The organism is Nonomuraea sediminis (assembly GCF_018531495.1).
GTDB lineage: Bacteria > Actinomycetota > Actinomycetes > Streptosporangiales > Streptosporangiaceae > Nonomuraea > Nonomuraea sediminis.
Genome location: NZ_JAHDTI010000010.1, coordinates 349136 through 369206 on the forward strand (window position 1 = coordinate 349136; position 20071 = coordinate 369206).

The window sequence follows — 20071 nt, forward strand, 5'->3', positions numbered from 1 at the left end:
GGTCCTCCCACGGGAGCGGGAAGAGGGCCCGGAAACCCTTCGGACCGGACCCGTCTCGTCGGCGGCGAGCGCGGAATTCCGTTGTCTACTGGGCTCCCGGGCCCGTCCCGGGTCCAACCCCCCGCCCGGTTGGGGTGCCCCGACTCGACGGACCGACGGCCCTGCACCTGGCTGTGTGGACAGGACCCGTCTACAAGAAAACGGGCAATGTCACGGACGCAGGATCCGACGATGTCAGAGACGGCCAACCGGCCAAGTCCCGTGCTGGACTGCGCAGCAAACTACCGACTCCAACTCAGATGTCAACCGTGTCCCGATCAGCGGAAACATCAAGTTTCCGCAGGTGGGACATGCGCGACCTATTGGATCAATGCCCATTAGTCGCCATTGAGGGGCACGTGGCGCAACCCATGCAGCGCCGGTGCCAGCGGCCGGGAATGGACCACTCCGAGCCGCTGCGTGGCGCGGGTCAGCGCCACGTAGAGGTCGCTGAGCCCGCGCGGCGACTGCCCGGCGATGAGGTCGGGCTCGGCCACGATCACCGAGTCGAACTCCAGCCCCTTGGCGTCGGTCACGCCCATCACCGCGACCGGCGCGTCCAGCGCGGCGCTCGACACGCCGCGGTCTCCCCCGCCCGCGCCTACCACGACCGTGCCCTCCACCGTCGCGGCGACCCTGGCCCCGAGGTCGGAAAGCAGCGCGTCGGGGACCACGACGGCCACCTTGCCGCCCTCGCCCACCTCGGCCTTGACCAGCTCGGGCAGCGCCTCCAGCGGCGCCTCCCACGGCTCGAACCCGGCCTCGCGCACCGAGGTGGGCGCCTCGAGGGCAGGGTCGATGGACGACAGCACGCGGGCCGCCACCGCCATCAGCTCGACCGGCGTGCGGTAGTTGACGGTCAGCGACGCCTCGCGCCACCGCCCGGCCACGTAGGGGTCCATGACGGCGTGCCAGGAGGGCGCGCCGGCCGCCGAGCCGGTCTGCGCGATGTCGCCGACGATCGTCATCGACCGGGTCGGGATGCGCCGCATCACCGCCCGCCAGGCCATCGCCGACAGCTCCTGCGCCTCGTCCACGATGACGTGCCCGTAGGCCCAGGTGCGGTCGGCCGCGGCACGCTCCGCCGTGGTCAGGTAGGGGCCCTCGCCGCGCTGCCGCTCGGCCAGGCGCTCGGCCTCCATGACGTCCGACAGGCCGGTGAGCTCGAGCACCTCGCGGGCGTAGGCCAGCTCGGCCTCGCGCTGGAGCTCCTCGGACTGCCTGGCGGCGGCCAGCTCCTCCTCCGCCTGCGCGGCGCTGGCCCGCAGCACGTGCTCGTCGATCTCGCCGAGCAGGTCGGCCGCCTCGTCCAGCAGCGGCACGTCCGACTCGGTCCACTCGCCGCGCTCCCGCAGCAGCAACGCGCGCTCCCTGGCCGACAGCAGGTCCCCCGCGGCCGCGCCCAGGCGCTCGGCCGAGCCGTACAGGCCCAGCAGCAGGCCCTGCGGGGTGAGGTAGGGCCACAGGCGGTTGAGCGCGCTCTTGACACCGGGCTCGGTACGCAGGTCCTCGCGCAGGTCGGCCAGCTCGTCGTCGTCGATCAGGCCGCGGCCGAGCTTCTTGGCGGCCTGCCTGGCCAGCGCGTTGAGGATCGAACGGACGAAGACGGCGCGCGCCTGGTTGTGCGGGCGGCGCGCGCGCACGGCCTTGTTCCTTGCCGACTCCAGCATGGCCCGCTCGATGGTGAGGGAGTAGCGGCCGAGCCTGAGCTCGATGGGTTTGCGCGGCACACGCTGCCTGTCGCGTACGGCTCGCGCCAGCACGTCGGCCATCCGCAGGTCACCCTTGACCGCCGCCACCTCGGCCCGCTCGCGGGCGGTGGCCGTCACGCCGGGGAACAGCTCGCCCACGGTGGACAGCAGCACGTCGGTCTCGCCGAGCGAGGGCAGGACCTGCTCGATGTAGCGCAGGAAGGTCAGGTTGGGGCCCAGGATGAGCACGCCGCGGCGCTCGAGCCGCTCGCGGTGGGTGTAGAGCAGGTAGGCGGCCCGGTGCAGGGCGACGACGGTCTTGCCGGTGCCGGGACCGCCCTGCACGACCAGCACGCCGTTGAGGTCGGCCCGGATGACCTTGTCCTGTTCGGCCTGGATGGTGGCGACGATGTCGCGCATGCGGCCCGTGCGCCGCTCGTCCAGGGCGGCGAGCAGCGCGGCCTCGCCGTTGAGGGTGGCGCGGTCGTCGTCGCTGAGAGAGTCCAGGTCGAGCAGGTCGTCGTCGACGCCGACCACATTCCTGCCCTTGGTCTGCAGGTGGCGCCGGCGGGTGACGCCCATCGGCGCGGCCGGGGTGGCCCGGTAGAAGGGCTGGGCAACGGGCGCGCGCCAGTCGATCAGCAGCCGCTCCTGCTCGTCGTCGGTCAGCCCGAGCTTGCCTATGTAGAGGCGGCCCTCGTCGACGTGGTCGAGCCTGCCGAAGGCCAGGCCGCGCTCGACCGCCCACAGGCGGGCCAGCCGGGTGGCGTACATCTCGGCGAAGGTGTCGCGCTCGGACCTGTTCTGCATGGTGCCGATCGCGCCGGTGGCCAGGACCTCCTTCAGCTGGCGCTGGGTACGCTCACGCAGGACGTCGAGCCTGTCGTAGAGGCGGGTGACGTAGTCCTGCTCTTTCGTGAGCTCCGTTTGACGAGTTGCTGTCGGACCATTACTGTGATTAATGGGACACTCCGGGCCATTCTGTCTCTTGTTACGACAAACGACGACATTAGCACGCCTGTTGAGGCACTCCCATCATTCCTTTCCCTGCTTACGGTCACGTATTGGTTTCGCCTCTTGACCGGAGACTCCTCCACTCCGTACGTTCGCATCAAGTTAGGAAACTTTCCTAACTTCGGTCGAAGGAGTCATCGTGAGCAGTCCGGTTCCAGGAACCCCCAGTCTGCTACGCGCGATCAATGATCGCGCGGCGCTGCAGGCACTCCTGGAGCGCGGTCCGCTCACCCGGCCCGAGATCGGTACGCTGACAGGTCTGTCCAAGCCCACAGCATCCCAGTTGCTGTCGCGGTTGCAAGAGGCGGGACTCGTGGTGCTCGACGGCATCCGCGAGGGCCTGCCCGGGCGCACCGCCGAGGTGTACCGGATCAACCCGGCCGCCGCCTACGTGGCCGCGCTGGACGTCACACCCGACCGGATCGAGGCCCGCATCGCCGACATCACCGGCGCGATCGTCGGCGAGCACACGCTGCCCACCTCCCGCAGGCCGGGCGGCGAGCTGGTCGAGCGGCTGCGGGCCGCCATCGAGGGCGCCCAGCCGCCGGACAAGCTGCGCCGCGTCGTCATCGGCGTGCAGGCCGCCATCGACCCCTCCACCGGCCGGCTCGGCTACGCCACCGCCAAGGACATGCCGGGCTGGCACATCGCCGACGTGGTGCCGACGCTGAGCAGCGGCCTGGACGTGCCGGTGGACGTGGAGAACAACGTCAACCTGGTGGCGCTGGCCGAGCAGGCGCACGGCGCCGCCAGGGGCCACCAGGACTTCGTGCTGCTGTGGGCCGATGAGGGCATCGGCTCGGCCATCGTGCTCGGCGGTCGCATGCACAGGGGCGCGACCGGCGGCGCGGGCGAGGTGGGCTACATGCCCACGCCGGGCGCCCCGACCGCCAGGGAAGCCGGCCGGTACGCCAACCACGGCTACCAGGCTCTGACCGGCGGCCCCGCCGTACTCAAGCTGCTGCGCTCCTACGGGGTGCGCGGGCAGGACTTCCGCCAGGCGATCGCGAACGCGGTGCGCGCGGCGGAGGAGGGCACGGGTCACAAGGCCGACGACGCGCGGGCGGGGCTGCGCGACATCGCGGCCAGGGTCGCGGTCGGCCTGGCCGCCATGACCTCGGTGATCGACCCGGGCCTGATCGTGCTGACCGGCGGCGTGGTGCTGTCCGGCGGCGAGACCCTGCGCGAGCTGGTCGAACACGAGCTGCACGCGCTGACCATCGCGCGGCCACAGCTGCGTCTTTCCACTGTCGAAGGCAACCCCGTTCTCGCGGGCGCGCTCGACCTCGCCCTGGACACCGTCCGCGACGAGCTCTTCAGCTCCACGGTCCCCACGCCTTGAAGAGGAGGCACCCCCCGTGCGTTTCGTTCCTTTGGCAGCCGCCGGGATAGCTGTCCTGGCACTGGCCGCCTGTACCGCGGGCAAGGAGGCTGGTCCCTCCCTCGGTTCGCAGCCCAAAGCCTCCAACACGGCGCCTTCGGCGCTGCCCGCCGCCACGATCGAGCTGTGGCACGGCTTCTCCGCCGACTCGGAGGTCAAGGCCTTCACCGACGCCATCGCCGGTTTCAACCAGAAGTACCCGCAGATCAAGGTCAAGATGGTCAAGGGGGTGCAGGACGAGCAGATCACCCAGGCGGTGCGCGGCGGGCACCCGCCGGACGTGGCCTCCTCCTTCACCACCGACTCGGTCGCGACGTGGTGCAAGTCCGGCGTGTTCCAGGACCTCACCCCGGTGATCAAGCAGGACGGGATCGACCTGTCGGTCTTCCCGAAGGTCGTCACCGACTACACCCAGTTCGATGGCAAGCGGTGCGTGATGCCGCTGCTGACCGACGCCTACGGCCTCTACTACAACAAGGCCCTGATGAAGGGCAACCAGCCGCCCAAGACGCTGTCGGAGCTGACCAAGCTGGCCAAGGAGCTGACGGTCAGGAACCCCGACGGCTCGATCAAGGTGGCCGGGTTCATCCCCAGCGGTCAGTACTACGAGAACACCGCCGGTCACTGGAGCGCCATGGTCGGCGCCAAGTGGACCAACCCTGACGGCACCTCGGCCATCGGCTCCGACCCCGCCTGGAAGACGCTGCTGAACTGGCAGAAGGACCTCATCGACTGGTACGGCTACGCCAACCTGGAGAAGTTCCGCAAGTCGCTGGGTGAGGAGTTCTCGGCCAAGAACCCCTTCTACGAGAACAAGGTCGCCATGGCCATCGACGGCGAGTGGCGGGTGGCGATGCTGGCCAACGAGGCGCCGAAGATCGAATACGGCACCGCGCCGATGCCGGTGGCCGACGACAAGCCCGACCTGTACGGCAGCGGCTTCACCGCCGGCACCGTGATCGGCGTGCCGAAGGGCGCCAAGAATCCCGAGGCCGCCTGGGCGCTGGTGAAGTACCTGAGCACCGACACCGGCGCGCTGGTCACGCTGTCGAACGCGATCCGGAACGTGCCGACGACCACGGCCTCGCTGCAGTCGCCTGACCTGAAGAAGGACGAGCACTTCCAGACCTTCCTCGACGTCTTCGCCAACCCGCAGACCTCGACGATCCCCGCCCACGTCAACAGCCCCTTCAACCAGGAGGCGCTGCAGGGCTTCATCACCTCGTGGGAGAAGGGTTCGGTCAAGGACCTGGACGCCGGGCTCAAGGGCGTGGACAAGCTGATCAACGACAAGCTCAAGCTGTCGGGCGGCTGATCCGATGCTCGCGCGCCTGCGGCCGCTGCTGTGGATGGCGCCCTGGCTGGTGGGTTTCTCGGTGTTCTTCGCCTACCCGCTGGTGGCCACCGTCTACTTCTCCTTCTTCAACTACGACCTGTTCACGCTGAAGTTCAACGGCCTGGACAACTGGCGGTACTTCTTCCAGGACGAACGCGCCTGGATCGCCATGAAGAACACCGCCTGGCTGGTGGTGGTCATGGTGCCGGCGACGGTGCTGTTCGCGCTCGGCATCGCCCAGCTGCTGACCAAGCTGAAGGCCGGCGTCGGGTTCTTCAGGACGCTGTTCTACCTGCCCTCGCTCGTGCCGGTCACGGCCGGCACGGTGGCCTTCGTCTACCTGCTGAACCCGTCGACGGGGCCGGTCAACAACCTGCTCGCCAAGATCGGCATCAGCGGGCCCGACTGGTTCGGCGACAAGGACTGGTCCAAGCCCGGTCTGACGCTGCTGGCCATGTGGAGCTGCACCAACCTGATGGTGATCTTCCTGGCCGCGCTGCTCGACGTGCCCAGGCACCTGTACGAGGCGGCCGCCATCGACGGGGCCGGGGCGTGGCGGCAGTTCCGCAGCATCACGCTGCCCACGATCAGGCCGGTGCTGATGTTCACCGCGGTGACCGGGGTGATCTACACCCTGCAGTACTTCACCCAGGCGATGATCGCGGCGCGGGTGGCCTCGGGCGTCACCGACGCCCCCGGCTCCACGTTCACCCCCGGGTATCCGGAGATGTCCACGCTGACGCTGCCGCAGTGGCTGTTCCAGGCGGGCTTCCGCGACTACGCGATGGGGTACGCGAGCGTGCTCGCGCTGGTGCTGTTCGCCGTGTCGATGGTGTTCACGCTGATCCTGCTGCGGCAGTTCCGCGGCTTCGAGGAGGTGAGCTCATGAGCGCGACAATGGTTGCTACGCCGAAGCGCGCCGCGGTCCACGCCTCGAAGGTACGGCGGAGCCGTACCAGGAAGGTGCTGTACTGGATCGCCACGCACGCGCTGGCCGTGGCGCTGGCGATCGCCTTCGTCGGGCCCGTGGTGTTCGTGCTGTTCACCGCCGTGATGAGCGACAACCAGACGCTGACCGACGAGCTGATCCCGCGCACGTGGAACTGGGGCAACTTCGCCGACGTGTTCGTCAAGTCGCCGATCCTGTTGTGGCTGCGCAACACGCTGCTGTACGCGGGGCTCGGCACGCTGTTCACGGTGGTGTCGTCGATCCCGGTGGCCTACGCGATGGCCCGGTTCCGCTTCCGCGGCAGGAAGCTGGCGTTCCTGCTGGTCATCACGATGATGATGCTGCCGCCTCAGGTCATAGCCGTGCCCGTCTACCTGATCTGGGCGCGCTTCGACCTGACCGGGACGCTGTGGCCGCTGATCCTGCCGATGCTGACCGGGGACGCGTTCTCGATCTTCCTGCTGCGGCAGTTCCTGGTCACGATTCCGCGTGACTACACCGACGCCGCCCGCGTCGACGGCTGCACGGACTTCAAGACGCTCATCAGGGTGATCCTGCCGATGGCCAAGCCGGGTATCGCGGCGATCGCGCTGTTCCAGTTCTTCTACTGCTGGAACGACTACTACGGGCCGTTGCTGTACGCCTCCACCAACCTGGACAACTGGACGCTGTCGGTGGGGCTGGCCTCGTTCAAGGCGCTGCACCACGTGCAGTGGAACCTGACCATGGCGGCCACGCTGCTCGTCATGGCACCGGTGATCATCGTTTTCTTCTTCGCCCAGAAGATCTTCATCGAGGGCGTGACGCTGACGGGAGTGAAGGGTTGAAACTCGCCGTGGTCGGGGGCGGCTCGACGTATACGCCGGAGCTGATCGACGGGTTCGCGCGCCTGCGGGACGAGCTGCCCGTCACCGAGATCGCGCTCATAGATCCAGATATTTCACGTCTTGAGCTGGTTGCCGGGATGGCGCGGCGGATGCTGGCCCACGCCGGGCACCCGGCGTCGGTGCAGGCCACCTCCTCGATCGAGGAGGGGGTGGCCGGCGCAACCACCGTGCTGTTCCAGCTGCGCGTGGGCGGGCAGGCCGCCCGCAACGTGGACGAGACGCTGCCGCTGCAGTGCGGCTGCGTGGGCCAGGAGACGACGGGCGCGGGCGGGCTGGCCAAGGCCCTGCGCACCGTGCCGGTCGTGCTGGAGATCGCCGAGGTGGTGCGGCGGCTCGCGCCGCAGGCGTGGATCGTCGACTTCACCAACCCGGTCGGCATCGTCACCCGGGCGCTGCTCGACGCGGGGCACCGCGCCATCGGGCTGTGCAACGTGGCGATCGGCTTCCAGCGCAACTTCGCCGCCGCGCTCGGCGTCGACCCCTCGCACATCACCCTGGGCCACGTCGGGCTCAACCACCTGACCTGGGAGCGGGCCGTCTACCTGGACGGCAAGGACATCCTGCCCGAGGTGCTGGCCTCCGACCGGGCCCAGGAGATCGCCGACAGCATGGGCCTGCGGGTCGAGCTCCTGCGCAGGCTCGGCGTCATCCCCTCCTACTACCTGCGCTACTTCTACGCCCATGACCTGGTCGTGGAGGAGCAGCGCGCCAAGCCGTCGCGGGCGGCCGAGGTGGCGGAGATGGAGGCGCGCCTGCTGGAGATGTACGCCGACCAGGCGGTCGTCACCAAGCCGGACCTGCTGTCCAAGCGGGGCGGCGCCTTCTACTCCGAGGCGGCCGTGGCGCTGATCGCCTCGCTGCTCGGCGACCGGGGCGACACCCAGGTGGTCAACGTGCGCAACGACGGCACGCTGCCCTTCCTCGACGACGACGCCGTGATCGAGGTGCCCGCGCGGGTGGGCGCGGCGGGAGCCGTACCGCTGCCCCAGGAGCCGCTGGGACCGCTGTACTCGGGGCTGATCGCGCACGTGTCGGCCTACGAGACGCTCGCGCTCGAGGCCGCGCTGCACGGCGGGGCCGACAGGGTCCGCGACGCGCTGCTGGCCCATCCGCTCGTCGGCCAGGACGCCATCGCCGAGGAGCTGACCGGGCTGCTGCTCGAGGCCAACCGCGCGCACCTGCCGTGGACGGTGAGGTAGTGGAGCAGATCCTGCTGGCGGTCGACGGCGGCAACAGCAAGACCGACGTCGCGCTGGTGACCACGCGGGGCGAGGTCCTCGCGACGGGCCGCTCCGGCCCGTTCGCCCCGCAGAGCGAGGGCGTCCCCGCGGCCGTGGACGTGGTGGTGCGTGCCGTACGGCAGGCCGTGGCGAACCTGCCCGACGCCGTACGGCAGGCCGAAGCACCCTCGGAAGCCTCAGGAGTGCCCGCTTTCGCGCACGTGGCGGCCTATCTGGCGGGCGCCGACCTGCCGGTCGAGGAGGAGGCGCTGGCGCGCGAGTTCACGGCGCGCGGCTTCGGCGACGACATCGTGGTGCGCAACGACACCTTCGCGCTGCTGCGGTCGGGCGCGTCCGGCCCGTGGGGCGTGGCGGTGGTCTGCGGCGCCGGCATCAACGCGGTCGGCGTGTCCCCCACCGGCCAGGTCGCCCGCTTCCCCGCGCTCGGCCGTCTCAGCGGCGACTGGGGCGGCGGCCTGGGCCTGGGCGAGGAGGCGCTGTGGCACGCCGTGCGCGCCGAGGACGGCCGAGGCCCGGCCACCGCACTGGCCGAGCTGCTCAAGACCCACTTCGGCGCCCCCACCGTCGAGGACGTGGTGCTGCGGCTGCACTTCGGCCACCTGGACGAGGCCGACCTGATGGACCTGGCGCCGGGCGTGCTGGCCACGGCCGCCGCGGGCGACGCCCTGGCCCGCTCGCTGGTCGAGCGGCAGGCCGAGGAGATCACCGTGATGGCCGAGGTGTGCCTGCGCCGCCTGGACCTGCTGGAGACCCCCACGGAGGTGATCCTGGGCGGCGGCGTGCTGGCCGCCAGGGATCCGCTGCTGACCTCGCTGCTGGACACCTCGTTCGCGCAGCGGGCTCCGCGCGCCAAACTGGTGGTCGCGGACCTGCCCCCGGTGGTGGGCGCCGCGCTCAACGGGCTGGAGCACCTGGCCGCGTCCGAGGAGGCCAAATCCCGCCTACGCTCCCACTATGAACATCAAGCACATAAACCCTGACAGCCTCCCCAGGAACCCGGCTTTCGCCCAGGCCGTGTCGGTGCAGAACCCGGGGACGCTGATCTACGTGGGCGGCCAGAACGGCATCGGCGCCGACGGCGAGCTGGTCGGCGCCGATCTGGCCTCCCAGGCCGAGCAGGCGCTCAGGAACGTCCTGGCGGCCCTGGAGGCGGCAGGGGCCAGGCAGGAGAACGTGCTCAAGCTGACGGTGCACGTGGTCCAGGGCCACCCCGTCGAGGAGGCGTTCGGCGCCGCGCAGAAGGTGTGGGGCACGAACGCCACCGCGGTCACCGTCCTGGTGGTCGCGGGCCTGGCCAACCCGGCTTTCCTGATCGAGGTCGACGCGGTGGCCGCGGTCGCGTGATCCCCGTCGCCCGCCCGATCGCCCGCGTCAGGGGGCGCCGAGGATCCCGCTGACCCTGTCGCAGACGTCGGGGGTGTCCAGGCCGCGCACGGTGAGCGTGGTGCGCCGCCGTGCCACGTCGTCGACGGTGACGGCCCACTCGTGGTCGCGGGCGTAGACGACCTGAGCCCAGATGTCGGGGCCGTCGGGGTGGATGCGCTCGCCCAGCGCGGGGTCGTCGCGGATGAGGCGGGCCAGGTCGAGCGCGATCGAGCCGTAGTGGGCGGCCAGGTGGCGCGCGACCAGCGGGTCCATGCGGTGGCCCGGCTCACGGTCGCTCCACAGCCGCAGCGCCACCGCGTCGGGGCTGGCCAGTCCTGGCAGCGGCATCGCGGGCAGTATCGAGGCCAGGTCGTCGCCCAGCGGGCGTCCCGGCAGGTGGGCCAGCGTGTCCAGGACGAGCTTGCCGATGTGCCGGTACGTCGTCCACTTGCCGCCTGCGACCGACAGCATGCCGCCCTTGCCGCGGCTCAGCAGCGTCTCGCGCTTGGCCGCCGCGACCGACCTCGGCCCGCCCGGCAGCACCCGCAGCCCGGCGAAGGCGTAGGTGAGGTCGTCCCGCTTCAACCCCTGTACGGCGTGCCCTGCCTCGTCCAGGATCTGGGCGATGTCGGCGTCCGTGGCGCGCACCTGGGCCGGGTCGCCCTCGTAGGCCTCGTCGGTGGTGCCGAGCAGCAGGTGGTCCTCCCACGGGATGGCGAACGACACCCGGTACTTGTCGATGGGGATCGTCAGCGCCGCCTTCCACGGCTCGCCGCGGCGCATCACCAGGTGGGCGCCCTTGGACAGGCGGATGCTGGGCGCGGCGGCCGGGTCCTCCATCCGGCGCAGGTGGTCCAGCCACGGGCCGGTGGCGTTGAGCACGAGCCGCGCGGCGACCCCGAACTCCGTGCCGTCGCAGCGGTCACGCAGGTCGGCGCCGGTCACCGTACCCGAGGTCAGGCGCAGGCCGACCACCTCGGCGTGGTTGAGCACGACCGCGCCGGCGTCGACGGCGGCGCGGACGGTCATGACCGCGACCCGGCTGTCGTTCATCTGGTGGTCGCCGTAGACCGCGGCCGCGCGCAGGCCCTCGGCGCGCAGCGCGGGCACCTTGGCCAGGGCCTGCTGCGGGGTGATGACGCGGCCCACGCCGTCGCCGAACACCGACAGCGCCGAATACAGGAACACCCCGGCGCCCAGCTTGGCGGCGCCGTGCGGGCCCCCGCGGTAGACCGGCACGACGAAGCTGAGCGGTTTGACCAGGTGCGGGGCGATGTCGGCGGCCAGGGCGCGGCGCTCGCGGTGGTTCTCGGCGACCAGCTTGACGTTGCCGGTCTGCAGGTAGCGCAGGCCGCCGTGGACGAGCTTGGAGGAGGCGCTGGAGGTGGCGCCGGCGAAGTCGCCGGCCTCCACCATGGCCACGCGCAGCCCGGCCTGTGCGGCCATCCAGGCGACCGAGGTGCCGAGGATGCCGCCGCCGATGACGAGCAGGTCGTAGGTGGTCCGCGTCAGCTCCTCGCGCGTGGCGGCCCGGTTGTCGAGGGTGGCGATCGTCATGTGGTGCTCCAGTCGAGGGTGCGTTCGACGGCCTTGCGCCAGTTGGCGTACTCCCTGTCCCTGGCCTCCGTGGTGATCCGCGGACGCCATTCCGCGGCCTTGTGCCAGTTGGCCCGCAACGCGCCTGTGTCGGGCCAGTACCCGGTGGCCAGGCCCGCGGCGTAGGCGGCGCCCAGGCAGGTGGTCTCGGCCACCATCGGGCGCACCACGGGCACGTCGAGCACGTCGGCCAGCGTCTGCATGAGCAGGTTGTTGGCGGTCATGCCGCCGTCGGCGCGCAGCGAGGTCAGCGCGATGCCCGCGTCGGCGTTCATCGCGTCGACGACCTCGCGGGTCTGCCAGGCGGTGGCCTCGAGCACGGCCCGCGCGATGTGCCCCTTGGTGACGAAGCCGGTCAGCCCGGCGATCACTCCTCGCGCGTCGCTGCGCCAATGCGGCGCGAACAGACCGGAGAAGGCCGGCACGAAGTAGCAGCCGCCGTTGTCCTCCACGGTCCTGGCCAGCGTCTCGATCTCGGCCGCGCTGGAGATCAGGCCCAGGTTGTCGCGCAGCCACTGCACCAGCGAGCCGGTGACAGCGATGGCGCCCTCCAGCGCGTAGGTGGCCGGGGCGTCGCCGATCTGGTAGCCGACCGTGGTCAGCAGGCCGTGCTTGGAGGTGACCGGCTCCGCGCCGGTGTTCATCAGCAGGAAGCTGCCGGACCCGTAGGTGCTCTTCGTCTCGCCCGGCGCGAAGCAGGTCTGGCCGAACAGCGCCGCCTGCTGGTCGCCCAGCGCCGCCGCCACCGGCACCTTCTCGAAGTGCCCGTAGATCTCGGCCGACGGCCGGATCTCGGGCAGCATCGCGCGCGGCACGCCGAGCACGTCGAGCAGGTCGTCGTCCCAGGCGAGGGTGTGGATGTTCATCAGCAGGGTGCGGCTGGCGTTGGTGACGTCGGTGACGTGCCGCCCGGTCAGCTTCCAGATCAGCCAGCTGTCCATGGTGCCGAACAGCACCTCGCCCCGCTCGGCCCGCTCGCGCAGCCCGGGCGTCTCCTCAAGCAGCCAGCGGATCTTCGGCCCGGAGAAGTAGGTGGTCAGCGGCAGCCCGGCCTTCTGGCGGAACAGCTGCTCGTGTCCTGCCAGGCCGCGCACGAGGGCGTCGGTGCGGGTGTCCTGCCAGACGATCGCGTTGGTCACCGGCTCGCCGGTGGCCCGGTCCCACAGCACGGTGGTCTCGCGCTGGTTGGTGATGCCGAGCGCGGCGATCTGCCCGAAGTCGTCCACGGCCTGCCGCATGACGTCCTGGACGGCCTGCCAGATCTCGGCGGCGTCGTGCTCGACCCAGCCGGGGCGGGGGAAGATCTGCCGGTGCTCGCGCTGCGCGACGGAGACGATCCGACCTGCCTGATCGAAGACCATGCACCGGCTGGACGTGGTGCCCTGGTCGATGGCGGCGACGTACTGCGGCACGGGGGTGTCCTCACTTCACGCGGTTCGGGATTCCCGAACATAGCTGGTCTGTCAAGAGCGGGATAGGTCGCGGGTGATGGCTCTGGCCGCGTCGCGGACGAAGGAGACCACGTCGATGCGCGGCTCCCCGTCCGTGGTCAGGCGTTCGACGGCGCCGCGCACGCCGATGGCGCCCACGGTGACGGCGCGGCGGTCGCGGATCGGGGCGGCGATGGAGACCTCGCCCTCCACCAGCTCCTCCACGTCGGCGGCCCATCCCCTGCCGCGCACCAGCTCCAGCTCCTTGGCCAGGTCGTCGGCGGTGACCAGGGTGCGGGGGGTGTGCGCGGGCAGCGGGCGGGGCTCGGCCTCGCCGTACGGGTCGTAGGCGAGCAGGACCTTGCCCAGGGCGCTGGCGTGGGCCGGCAGCAGCGTGCCGACCTGCAGGACCTGCATGCTGTCGTCGGGGCGGAAGACGTGGTGGACGACCAGCACCTCGCCCTCGTGCAGGGTGCCGATCCACACGCTCTCCCTGCTGCGGCCGGCCAGCGCGTCGGCCCAGTTGAGCGAGCGGGTGCGCAGCTCGTTGACGTCGAGGTAGCTGCTGCCCAGGTGCAGCAGCGTGCCGCCGAGCCGGTACTTGCCGGTGATCTCGTCCTGCTCGACGAAGCCGACGTGGACCAGCGTGCGCAGGATGCCGTGCAGGGTGCCCTTGGGCAGCCCCATGGCCCTGGCCAGCTCGGCCACCCCCAGCTCGCGCGGCCCCGAGGCGAGCAGGCGCAGGATGCCCGCGGCCCGCTCCACCGACTGGATCGTCTCTCCCACGCCGCCCACTGTAGCGTCGTTCGACAATCCCGAACACCCTTGGCCCGCCGGTAATGTGCCGGAAATGATCGGCTTAAAGCTGGTACGGCGGGCGCTGCCCCTGATCCTGCTCGCGGGGGCCGCCACGTCGAGCGCGGCGCGGTACGGGGACAGCAAGGTGGTCATGTGCAGCTTCGGCGGAGGCGGCGACACGATCTCCATCGACTGTGGGGACCCGAAGGTCGAGGCCGCGATGCGGGCCAGGATTCTCACTCCCGACCAGGCCAGGGCAGCCGGATGCAGACCCCTGACGGTTGAGTCCGAGAACGGCACGGAGACGCCCGACCTCCAGCCCTCGTTCGAGCCGACCCCGACCCCTCCGGTCTCCCCGCGCGTTCTGGACACGGCGGTAGCCGGGCGGGTGAACGCCGCCTGGGACCGGATCGACCGCTGGCTGGGCGCCCACGCCTCGGCCACCCTGCGCAAACTGCGCTTCCCCGCCACCGGCACGGATCTGGACGGGCTGGAGGAGTATCGGGGGGCCAGGCTGCCCGACGACCTGTACGCCTCGCTGCTGCGCCATGACGGCGCCGACGGCAACTTCGGTGCCGGGCTCCAGCTGCCGTCCGACGTCGGCCTGGCCGGCGTGCAACACATCTGGACGTTGACCGAGTACCGGTGCATGGACCTCGTCATGGGCGGCTGGACGGAGGAGGCCGATCCCGACCACGCCAGCCTGATCCCCGTCGGCTCCACCGGCAACGGCACGGACCTGTTCATCGACCAGCGCACCGGCCAGGTGGGCGAGCACGCCTACGGCAAGGCGCTCAGCTTCGACGGCCCGATGGGCTGGTCCTCGTACACGGCCCTGCTGGAGGCCGTGGCCGACTCGCTGGAGCGCGGGGCGAAGCTGCGCGACTGGTATCCGGTCGTGCAGGGCTGCGAACTGCGCTGGGCCACGGCGCCCGCTCCCCTGCCCGGCGGCTGCGCCGGTGGGCCGCGCCCGACTCTCACTCCGACCCCGACGCCCACCCCCACCGAGACGAAGCTGACCGCCGGGCAGGCCCGCGCCATGGGCTGCCGTCCCGGCCACCGCGCCCCGGTGGTGCGGACGCCGGGCCGTACCGTGACCTCGCAGGTGGCGGCCGAGTGGCGGCGCATCGAGCGGTGGCTGGCCCGCGAGGCGCCCAAAACCTACCGCTCGCTGCCCGGCCCCGCCCGCGCCGTGGACATCGCCCGGGTCGAGGCGGCCATGGGCGCCCGCTTCCCCGACGACCTGCGCGCCTCGCTGCTGCGCCACGACGGCGGCGGCGAGTTCGGCCCCGAGCCCTTCTACGCGTACATGCCCGTCAAGGCGATGCACGCCGACTGGAAGATGCTCTGCGACATCATCATCGACGGCGGTGACGACAGCGGGTCCTGGTGGGACGGGCACCTGATCCCGTTCGCCGACTCGGGCGACGGCGGCAACCTGTTCCTGGATCCGCGCACCGGCAAGACCGGCGAGTACTACAACGAGGACGGCCTGACGACCGACGGCGACGTGGCCTGGCCCTCCTACCTGGCGCTGCTGCGCGACACGGCCGCCGCGCTGGAGAGCGGCAGGCCGCTGCGCGGCTGGCGCGCCACGGTCTCTAAAGGTCGCCTGGACTGGAAAGAGGCTCCTCGCTGAGCGAGGGCGGGCGGTGCTCGTACGGCGTGCTCAGCACGACCGTGGTCCGGGTGGACACGTTGGCCGACTCCCGGATCTGCTGCAGCAGCTCCTCCAGCGCGACCGGCGAGGCCACCCGCACCTTGAGGATGTAGCTCTCGTCGCCGGCCACGCTGTGGCAGGCCTCGATGGAGCTCAGGTGCGCCAGACGGTCGGGGGCGTCGTCGGGCGCGGCCGGGTCGATCGGCTTGATCGACACGAACGCGGTCATCGGCAGCCCGACCGCGTCGTGGTCGATGATGGCGGCGTAGCCGCGCAGGACGCCGCGCTTCTCCAGGCGGCGCACCCGCTGGTGCACCGCGGAGACCGACAGGCCCGTCTCCTTGGCCAGGTCGGTGAAGCTCATCCGGCCGTCCTCGGCCAGCAGCGTGACGATCCGGCGGTCGATCTCCTCCATCGGTCAAAAATAGCCGGTCATGGTCACGACATGGTCCCGACCGGCTGGGCCCCCATCCGCATGGCGTGCTCCACGAGCGTGATGAGGACCTCCCTGCCCGAGTCGCGCCTGCGGGCGTCGCAGAGCACGATCGGGACCTCGGGATCCAGCTCCAGCGCCTTGCGCACCTCACCGACGGTGAACGGGCGGGCGCCGTCGAAGCAGTTCAGCGCGACCACGAACGGCGTCTCGCGGCGCTCGAAGTAGTCGATGGAGGGGAAGCAGTCGGCCAGCCGGCGGGTGTCGGCCAGCACGATCGCGCCGAGCGCGCCCATGGCCAGCTCGTCCCACACGAACCAGAAGCGCTCCTGGCCGGGCGTGCCGAACAGGTACAGCATGTAGTCGTCGCGGATGGTGATCCGGCCGAAATCCATGACGACCGTGGTCGTCGGCTTGCCCTCGACGCCGTACAGGTCGTCGATGTGGACGCCCGCGTGCGTGAGCGCCTCCTCAGTGCGCAGGGGGCGGGTCTCCGACACGGCTCCGACCATGGTGGTCTTCCCCGCGCCGAACCCCCCGGCGACCAAAATCTTGATCGCGGTCGGCAACCGCCAGCGATCAGAGCGACCGAAGTCCATCGAGCACCGCCCTGTTCCCTTCGCGGTCGTGCCCGTAAGCCGTGCCGCGCGTGCACAATCCGCCTTGAGGAGCCACGGTCAGTGGAACATGTCAAGGCGCAGAGAAAAGGTCAATCCACCTACCTGGCAACGAGACACCCTAGCAACGCCACAAATTCCACTCAAGCCGCAATCCATCTCAGGAAGCAATATGTCATAGTTTGTCACGCGTAGCACCCTTATTCGCCCAGCTCTCACCGGATTGTCAAGGCTTCTGTCAACCCTTCGGCACGGTCCGTTACATCTAGCCCGAAATCCCGTGGTACCCGGCGTTGAAGCCGATCTGACGGCGCAGGTAGGCGGCCGTCCGCGGGCTGCCCTCCCCTATCGGCGCGAGCAGGTCGCCCGCCTCGCGCGCCAGCCTGGCCATCGTCTCGCCCACCTCCGCCCGGCTGACGCCCAGCATGAGCACGTTGAGATCGCCCCAGCTCACCGCCCGCCGGTAGGTGGCGATGTCGGCCAGCAGGTGCAGGTAGCGCTGCACGTGCGCGCTGGCCTCGCGCAGCTCGGCCAGGTGCCGGCGCGCCCAGAAGTCACCGGCGTAGATCCAGTGCGAGACGTCCACGAAGCACGTCCCGCGGCTGTCGGCGTTGTCCAGGTAACGGGCGAACGACGGCACCGCCCGGGTGTCGCGCCAGGACCAGGCGCGCGTCATGGCCTCCATCATCCTGGCCAGCTGGTCGCGCCACAGCGGGCGCAGCGCCTCGAACTCCCTGACCGTGGCCAGCTCGTCGCGCAGGTCGGCCAGGAACCGGGTCACGGCCGCGTGCGGGGTGGCACCGTCGGCCACGGCCAGGCACTCCTCGGCCAGCGCCACCACGGTGCGCCGCCCGGTGGAGGTGCGGTCGACCATCCGCCCGACGGCCAGCACCCACAGCGCCGCCCGGTTGGCCACCCGCAGGCGCTGGGCCGTCGCCCACGGGGCACTGAAGGCGCCCGTGAGCGACAGCGTGGTGTAGAGCTCGGCGTCGAAGGCGCCCGGGGGGAACAGCTCGCCGTACATCTGGGCACATTGCCGCAGATCCCTGCCGCACTCGGCGGCCAGCGCGCACGTGCTGCCGAGTTCGAACGCCTCGGTCAGCTCGTCGTCCGGCATCCTAGGGCCGCTCGATCGGCTCGCGGACCATGGGCGACGCCCCCAAGTAACCCGAATAATCCAGCTATTGCCGAATTCTCACATGATCACGTGGGTCCGATCAAGATCCCAGTCAGCCCGTTGACCGTCACTCCTTGGCCAGCGCCCGGCTGATCACCAGGCGCTGGATCTGGTTGGTGCCCTCGACGATCTGCAGCACCTTGGCCTCGCGCATGTAACGCTCCACGGGGAAGTCCTCGACGTAGCCGTAGCCGCCGAGCACCTGCACCGCGTCGGTCGTCACCCTCATGCACACGTCGGTGGCGAACAGCTTGGCCATCGCCGCCCGCGTGCCGTACGGCCTGCCCGCGTCCCGCAGCCGCGCCGCGTCCAGGTAGAGCGCCCGCGCCGCGGCGATCTGGGTGGCCATGTCGGCCAGCATGAACCCGATGCCCTGGAAGTCGACGATCCTGCTGCCGAACTGGCGCCGCTCGCGGGCGTAGGAGCTAGCCGCGTCGAGGGCCGCCTGCGCCACGCCGACCGCGCACGCGGCGATGCCGAGCCGCCCGCCGTCCAGCGCGGCCATGGCGATCCTGAAGCCCTCGCCCTCGGACCCGACCAAAGCGTGCGGCGCAAGCCGTACGCCGTCGAAGCGGACCTGGGCCGTCGGCGAGGAGCGCATGCCCATCTTGTGCTCCGGCATGCCGAACGACAGCCCCTCCAGGCCCGCGGGCACGTGGAAGCAGGAGATGCCGCGCGCGCCCGCCTCGCCGGTGCGGGCCATCAGCAGGTAGTAGTCGGCCACGCCGCCATGGGTGATCCACGCCTTGACGCCGTCGACGGCGTACCCGTCGGGGCCGGCCACGGCCTTGGTGGTCAGCGCGGCCGCGTCCGAGCCGGACTGCGGCTCCGACAGGCAGTAGGCGCCGAGCAGGTCGCCGCCCAGCATGCCGGGCAGCAGCTCCTCGCGCTGCTCCGGCGAGCCGAAGGCGGCCACGGGGAAGCACGACAGCGTGTGCACCGACACCCCGAGGCCGACGGCCAGCCAGCCGGCCGCCAGCTCCTCCACCACCTGCAGGTAGACCTCCTGCGGCTGGGCGGCGCCGCCGTACTCCTCGGAGTACGGCAGGCCGAGCAGCCCGGCGGCGCCCAGGGTCGTGAAGACCTCACGCGGGAACCGCCCGGCCGCCTCGTCGGCCGCGGCCCGGGGCGCGACCTCCTTGGCGACCAGCTCGCGGGTCAGGTCGATCAGGTCGTGCGCCTCGGGGGTGGGCAGGGCACGCTCAACAGTCATCGAGAGAAACTCCTCATGAGAGTGTGGGTGCCCACGATTCTGCCTAAACGATCACCAATGTTCGAGGGGTGACGTTCAGGCGCTCACCGCCGTTTTCAGTGCACACGACGATGTCCTCGATACGGGCACCGTGCTGTCCAGGGTAGATGCCCGGCTCGACGGAGAAGGCGAAGCCCGGCTCCATCAGCTCGGTATTGCCCTTGACGATGTAGGGCTCCTCGTGCGTCTCGATGCCGATACCGTGCCCGGTGCGGTGCACGAAGTACTCGCCGTAACCGGCCTCGGTGATGATGTCGCGCGCCACCGCGTCGATCGACTCGCACGTCACGCCGGGCCGCACCGCCTCGCACGCCGCCTCCTGGGCGCGCCGCAGCACCTCGAAGTAGGCCGCGTAGTCGGCCGGCGGCTCACCGATGCAGTAGTTGCGGGTGGAGTCGGAGCAGTAGCCGCTGTGCATCTGGCCGCCGATGTCCACCACGACGGGCTCGCCCGCCTGGATCACCCGGTCGGAGACCTCGGCGTGCGGGCTGGCGCCGTTCGGGCCGGAGGCCACGATGACGAAGTCGACCGTGGCGTGCCCCGCCCGCAGGATCGCGTCGTGGATGTCGCGGCCCACCTCGCGCTCGGTGCGGCCGGGACGCAGGAACTCCGGCACCTGCCGGTGCACCGCGTCGATCGCCTCCCCCGCCTCCCGCAACGCCGCCACCTCGGCCGGCGACTTGCGCATCCGCAGCTCGCGCAGCACGCTGCCGGCCAGCACCTGCTCGGCGCCCGGCATCGCGTCGCGGAAGCGCAGCGAGGCCATCGCCCACATCCGGTCGGCCAGCCCCACCTTGCTCACCTGGCCCAGCCGCTTGGCCGCGATGGCGTAAGGGTCGTCCGTCTCGTCCCAAGCCACGAACTCCAGCCCGAGGCGCGAGGCGGGCGAGGCCTGCGCGGCCGGCAGCTCCAGCCTGGGCACCATCATGTAGGCATCGCCCGAGGCGGGCACCACCAGGCACGTCAGCCGCTCGAGCGGCAGGGCCTCGTAGCCGCTCACATAACGAAGATCGGGCCCGGGCGTCAGCAGCAGCGCGTCGAGCCCCGCCTTGGCGGCGGCCTCCTGGGCGGCGGCCAACCGGGTCACGGGGTAAAGGTCAGAGGACGTCACGGGCACAAATCTACTCGCAAGCCCGCTACCTAAAATCCGCGAAAAGGACTCACAACACCCAAGATATCGCTACACTCCGCTCAAGGTCGATCAC

General features: G+C 70.7%; 17 protein-coding genes. 8 read left to right on the top strand and 9 right to left on the bottom strand.

The window, feature by feature from the left end; all coding sequences use genetic code 11:
• Window positions 1-377: 377 nt before the first annotated feature.
• Window positions 378-2693, bottom strand: coding sequence for an ATP-binding domain-containing protein (locus tag KIK09_RS36305; protein ID WP_214324202.1), 2316 nt, complete (start codon window positions 2691-2693; stop codon window positions 378-380).
• 190 nt (window positions 2694-2883) lie between these two features.
• Here KIK09_RS36305 and KIK09_RS36310 point away from each other — a divergent pair, with 190 nt between their 5' ends.
• From KIK09_RS36310 to KIK09_RS36340, 7 genes are read left to right on the top strand one after another with little or no spacing between them, the layout of a single operon-like run.
• On the top strand, window positions 2884-4086 hold the full coding sequence (locus KIK09_RS36310) for an ROK family transcriptional regulator (protein WP_214323971.1): 1203 nt from the start codon (window positions 2884-2886) through the stop codon (window positions 4084-4086).
• A gap of 16 nt (window positions 4087-4102) precedes the next feature.
• Window positions 4103-5440 (top strand): ABC transporter substrate-binding protein, encoded by a 1338-nt coding sequence (locus KIK09_RS36315; protein WP_214323972.1) that lies wholly within the window; start codon window positions 4103-4105, stop codon window positions 5438-5440.
• A 4-nt stretch (window positions 5441-5444) separates the two neighbouring features.
• Window positions 5445-6350, top strand: a complete 906-nt coding sequence (locus KIK09_RS36320) for a carbohydrate ABC transporter permease (RefSeq protein WP_214323973.1) — start codon at window positions 5445-5447, stop codon at window positions 6348-6350.
• A complete protein-coding gene (locus KIK09_RS36325; RefSeq protein ID WP_214323974.1) occupies window positions 6347-7237 on the top strand; it encodes a carbohydrate ABC transporter permease in 891 nt (296 codons plus the stop codon). The genes KIK09_RS36320 and KIK09_RS36325 overlap by 4 nt, the downstream gene beginning before the upstream one ends.
• Entirely contained in the window at window positions 7234-8496 is a 1263-nt protein-coding gene (locus KIK09_RS36330; RefSeq protein WP_214323975.1) for a 6-phospho-beta-glucosidase, read from the top strand. The genes KIK09_RS36325 and KIK09_RS36330 overlap by 4 nt, the downstream gene beginning before the upstream one ends.
• On the top strand, window positions 8496-9518 hold the full coding sequence (locus tag KIK09_RS36335) for an N-acetylglucosamine kinase (protein WP_308164513.1): 1023 nt from the start codon (window positions 8496-8498) through the stop codon (window positions 9516-9518). The genes KIK09_RS36330 and KIK09_RS36335 overlap by 1 nt, the downstream gene beginning before the upstream one ends.
• Window positions 9493-9882 (top strand): RidA family protein, encoded by a 390-nt coding sequence (locus tag KIK09_RS36340; protein WP_214323977.1) that lies wholly within the window; start codon window positions 9493-9495, stop codon window positions 9880-9882. Before KIK09_RS36335 ends, KIK09_RS36340 begins: the two co-directional genes overlap by 26 nt.
• 27 nt (window positions 9883-9909) lie before the next feature.
• On the opposite strand, the gene KIK09_RS36345 is transcribed toward KIK09_RS36340, so the two are convergent.
• From KIK09_RS36345 to KIK09_RS36355, 3 genes are read right to left on the bottom strand one after another with little or no spacing between them, the layout of a single operon-like run.
• Complete coding sequence (locus KIK09_RS36345; protein ID WP_214323978.1) at window positions 9910-11460, bottom strand: glycerol-3-phosphate dehydrogenase/oxidase; 1551 nt, start codon at window positions 11458-11460, stop codon at window positions 9910-9912.
• Window positions 11457-12911, bottom strand: a complete 1455-nt coding sequence (glpK, locus tag KIK09_RS36350) for a glycerol kinase GlpK (RefSeq protein ID WP_308164514.1) — start codon at window positions 12909-12911, stop codon at window positions 11457-11459. The genes KIK09_RS36345 and glpK overlap by 4 nt, the downstream gene beginning before the upstream one ends.
• 51 nt (window positions 12912-12962) lie before the next feature.
• Window positions 12963-13715, bottom strand: a complete 753-nt coding sequence (locus tag KIK09_RS36355; protein ID WP_214323979.1) for an IclR family transcriptional regulator — start codon at window positions 13713-13715, stop codon at window positions 12963-12965.
• A gap of 64 nt (window positions 13716-13779) precedes the next feature.
• Here KIK09_RS36355 and KIK09_RS36360 point away from each other — a divergent pair, with 64 nt between their 5' ends.
• On the top strand, window positions 13780-15366 hold the full coding sequence (locus KIK09_RS36360; protein ID WP_214323980.1) for an SMI1/KNR4 family protein: 1587 nt from the start codon (window positions 13780-13782) through the stop codon (window positions 15364-15366).
• Here the strand turns inward: KIK09_RS36360 and KIK09_RS36365 are convergent.
• From KIK09_RS36365 to KIK09_RS36385, 5 genes are all read right to left on the bottom strand, one after another.
• The gene (locus KIK09_RS36365; RefSeq protein WP_214323981.1) at window positions 15329-15802 is read right to left on the bottom strand and encodes an Lrp/AsnC family transcriptional regulator; all 474 of its coding nucleotides are present in this window, start codon (window positions 15800-15802) and stop codon (window positions 15329-15331) included. The two genes, KIK09_RS36360 and KIK09_RS36365, sit on opposite strands and share 38 nt — an antisense overlap.
• A gap of 23 nt (window positions 15803-15825) precedes the next feature.
• Window positions 15826-16419: a GTP-binding protein gene (locus KIK09_RS36370; protein WP_214323982.1), complete on the bottom strand. Its 594-nt coding sequence runs from the start codon at window positions 16417-16419 to the stop codon at window positions 15826-15828.
• A 283-nt stretch (window positions 16420-16702) separates the two neighbouring features.
• Entirely contained in the window at window positions 16703-17554 is an 852-nt protein-coding gene (locus KIK09_RS36375; RefSeq protein WP_214323983.1) for a terpene synthase family protein, read from the bottom strand.
• Between the two features lie 127 nt (window positions 17555-17681).
• On the bottom strand, window positions 17682-18827 hold the full coding sequence (locus KIK09_RS36380; RefSeq protein ID WP_214323984.1) for an acyl-CoA dehydrogenase family protein: 1146 nt from the start codon (window positions 18825-18827) through the stop codon (window positions 17682-17684).
• 43 nt (window positions 18828-18870) lie between these two features.
• Window positions 18871-19977 carry a M24 family metallopeptidase gene (locus KIK09_RS36385; protein WP_214323985.1) on the bottom strand — a complete coding sequence of 369 codons (1107 nt, stop codon included), beginning with the start codon at window positions 19975-19977 and terminating at the stop codon, window positions 18871-18873.
• Between the last annotated feature and the right edge of the window lie 94 nt (window positions 19978-20071).

Coding starts and splice junctions, on each gene's coding strand:
- KIK09_RS36320 (WP_214323973.1), top strand. CDS start 5,445: ATGCTCGCGCGCCTGCGGCCGCTGCTGTGGATGGCGCCCTGGCTGGTG.
- KIK09_RS36325 (WP_214323974.1), top strand. CDS start 6,347: ATGAGCGCGACAATGGTTGCTACGCCGAAGCGCGCCGCGGTCCACGCC.
- KIK09_RS36340 (WP_214323977.1), top strand. CDS start 9,493: ATGAACATCAAGCACATAAACCCTGACAGCCTCCCCAGGAACCCGGCT.
- KIK09_RS36345 (WP_214323978.1), bottom strand. CDS start 11,460: ATGACGATCGCCACCCTCGACAACCGGGCCGCCACGCGCGAGGAGCTG.
- KIK09_RS36360 (WP_214323980.1), top strand. CDS start 13,780: ATGATCGGCTTAAAGCTGGTACGGCGGGCGCTGCCCCTGATCCTGCTC.
- KIK09_RS36365 (WP_214323981.1), bottom strand. CDS start 15,802: ATGGAGGAGATCGACCGCCGGATCGTCACGCTGCTGGCCGAGGACGGC.
- KIK09_RS36370 (WP_214323982.1), bottom strand. CDS start 16,419: ATGGACTTCGGTCGCTCTGATCGCTGGCGGTTGCCGACCGCGATCAAG.
- KIK09_RS36375 (WP_214323983.1), bottom strand. CDS start 17,554: ATGCCGGACGACGAGCTGACCGAGGCGTTCGAACTCGGCAGCACGTGC.
- KIK09_RS36380 (WP_214323984.1), bottom strand. CDS start 18,827: ATGACTGTTGAGCGTGCCCTGCCCACCCCCGAGGCGCACGACCTGATC.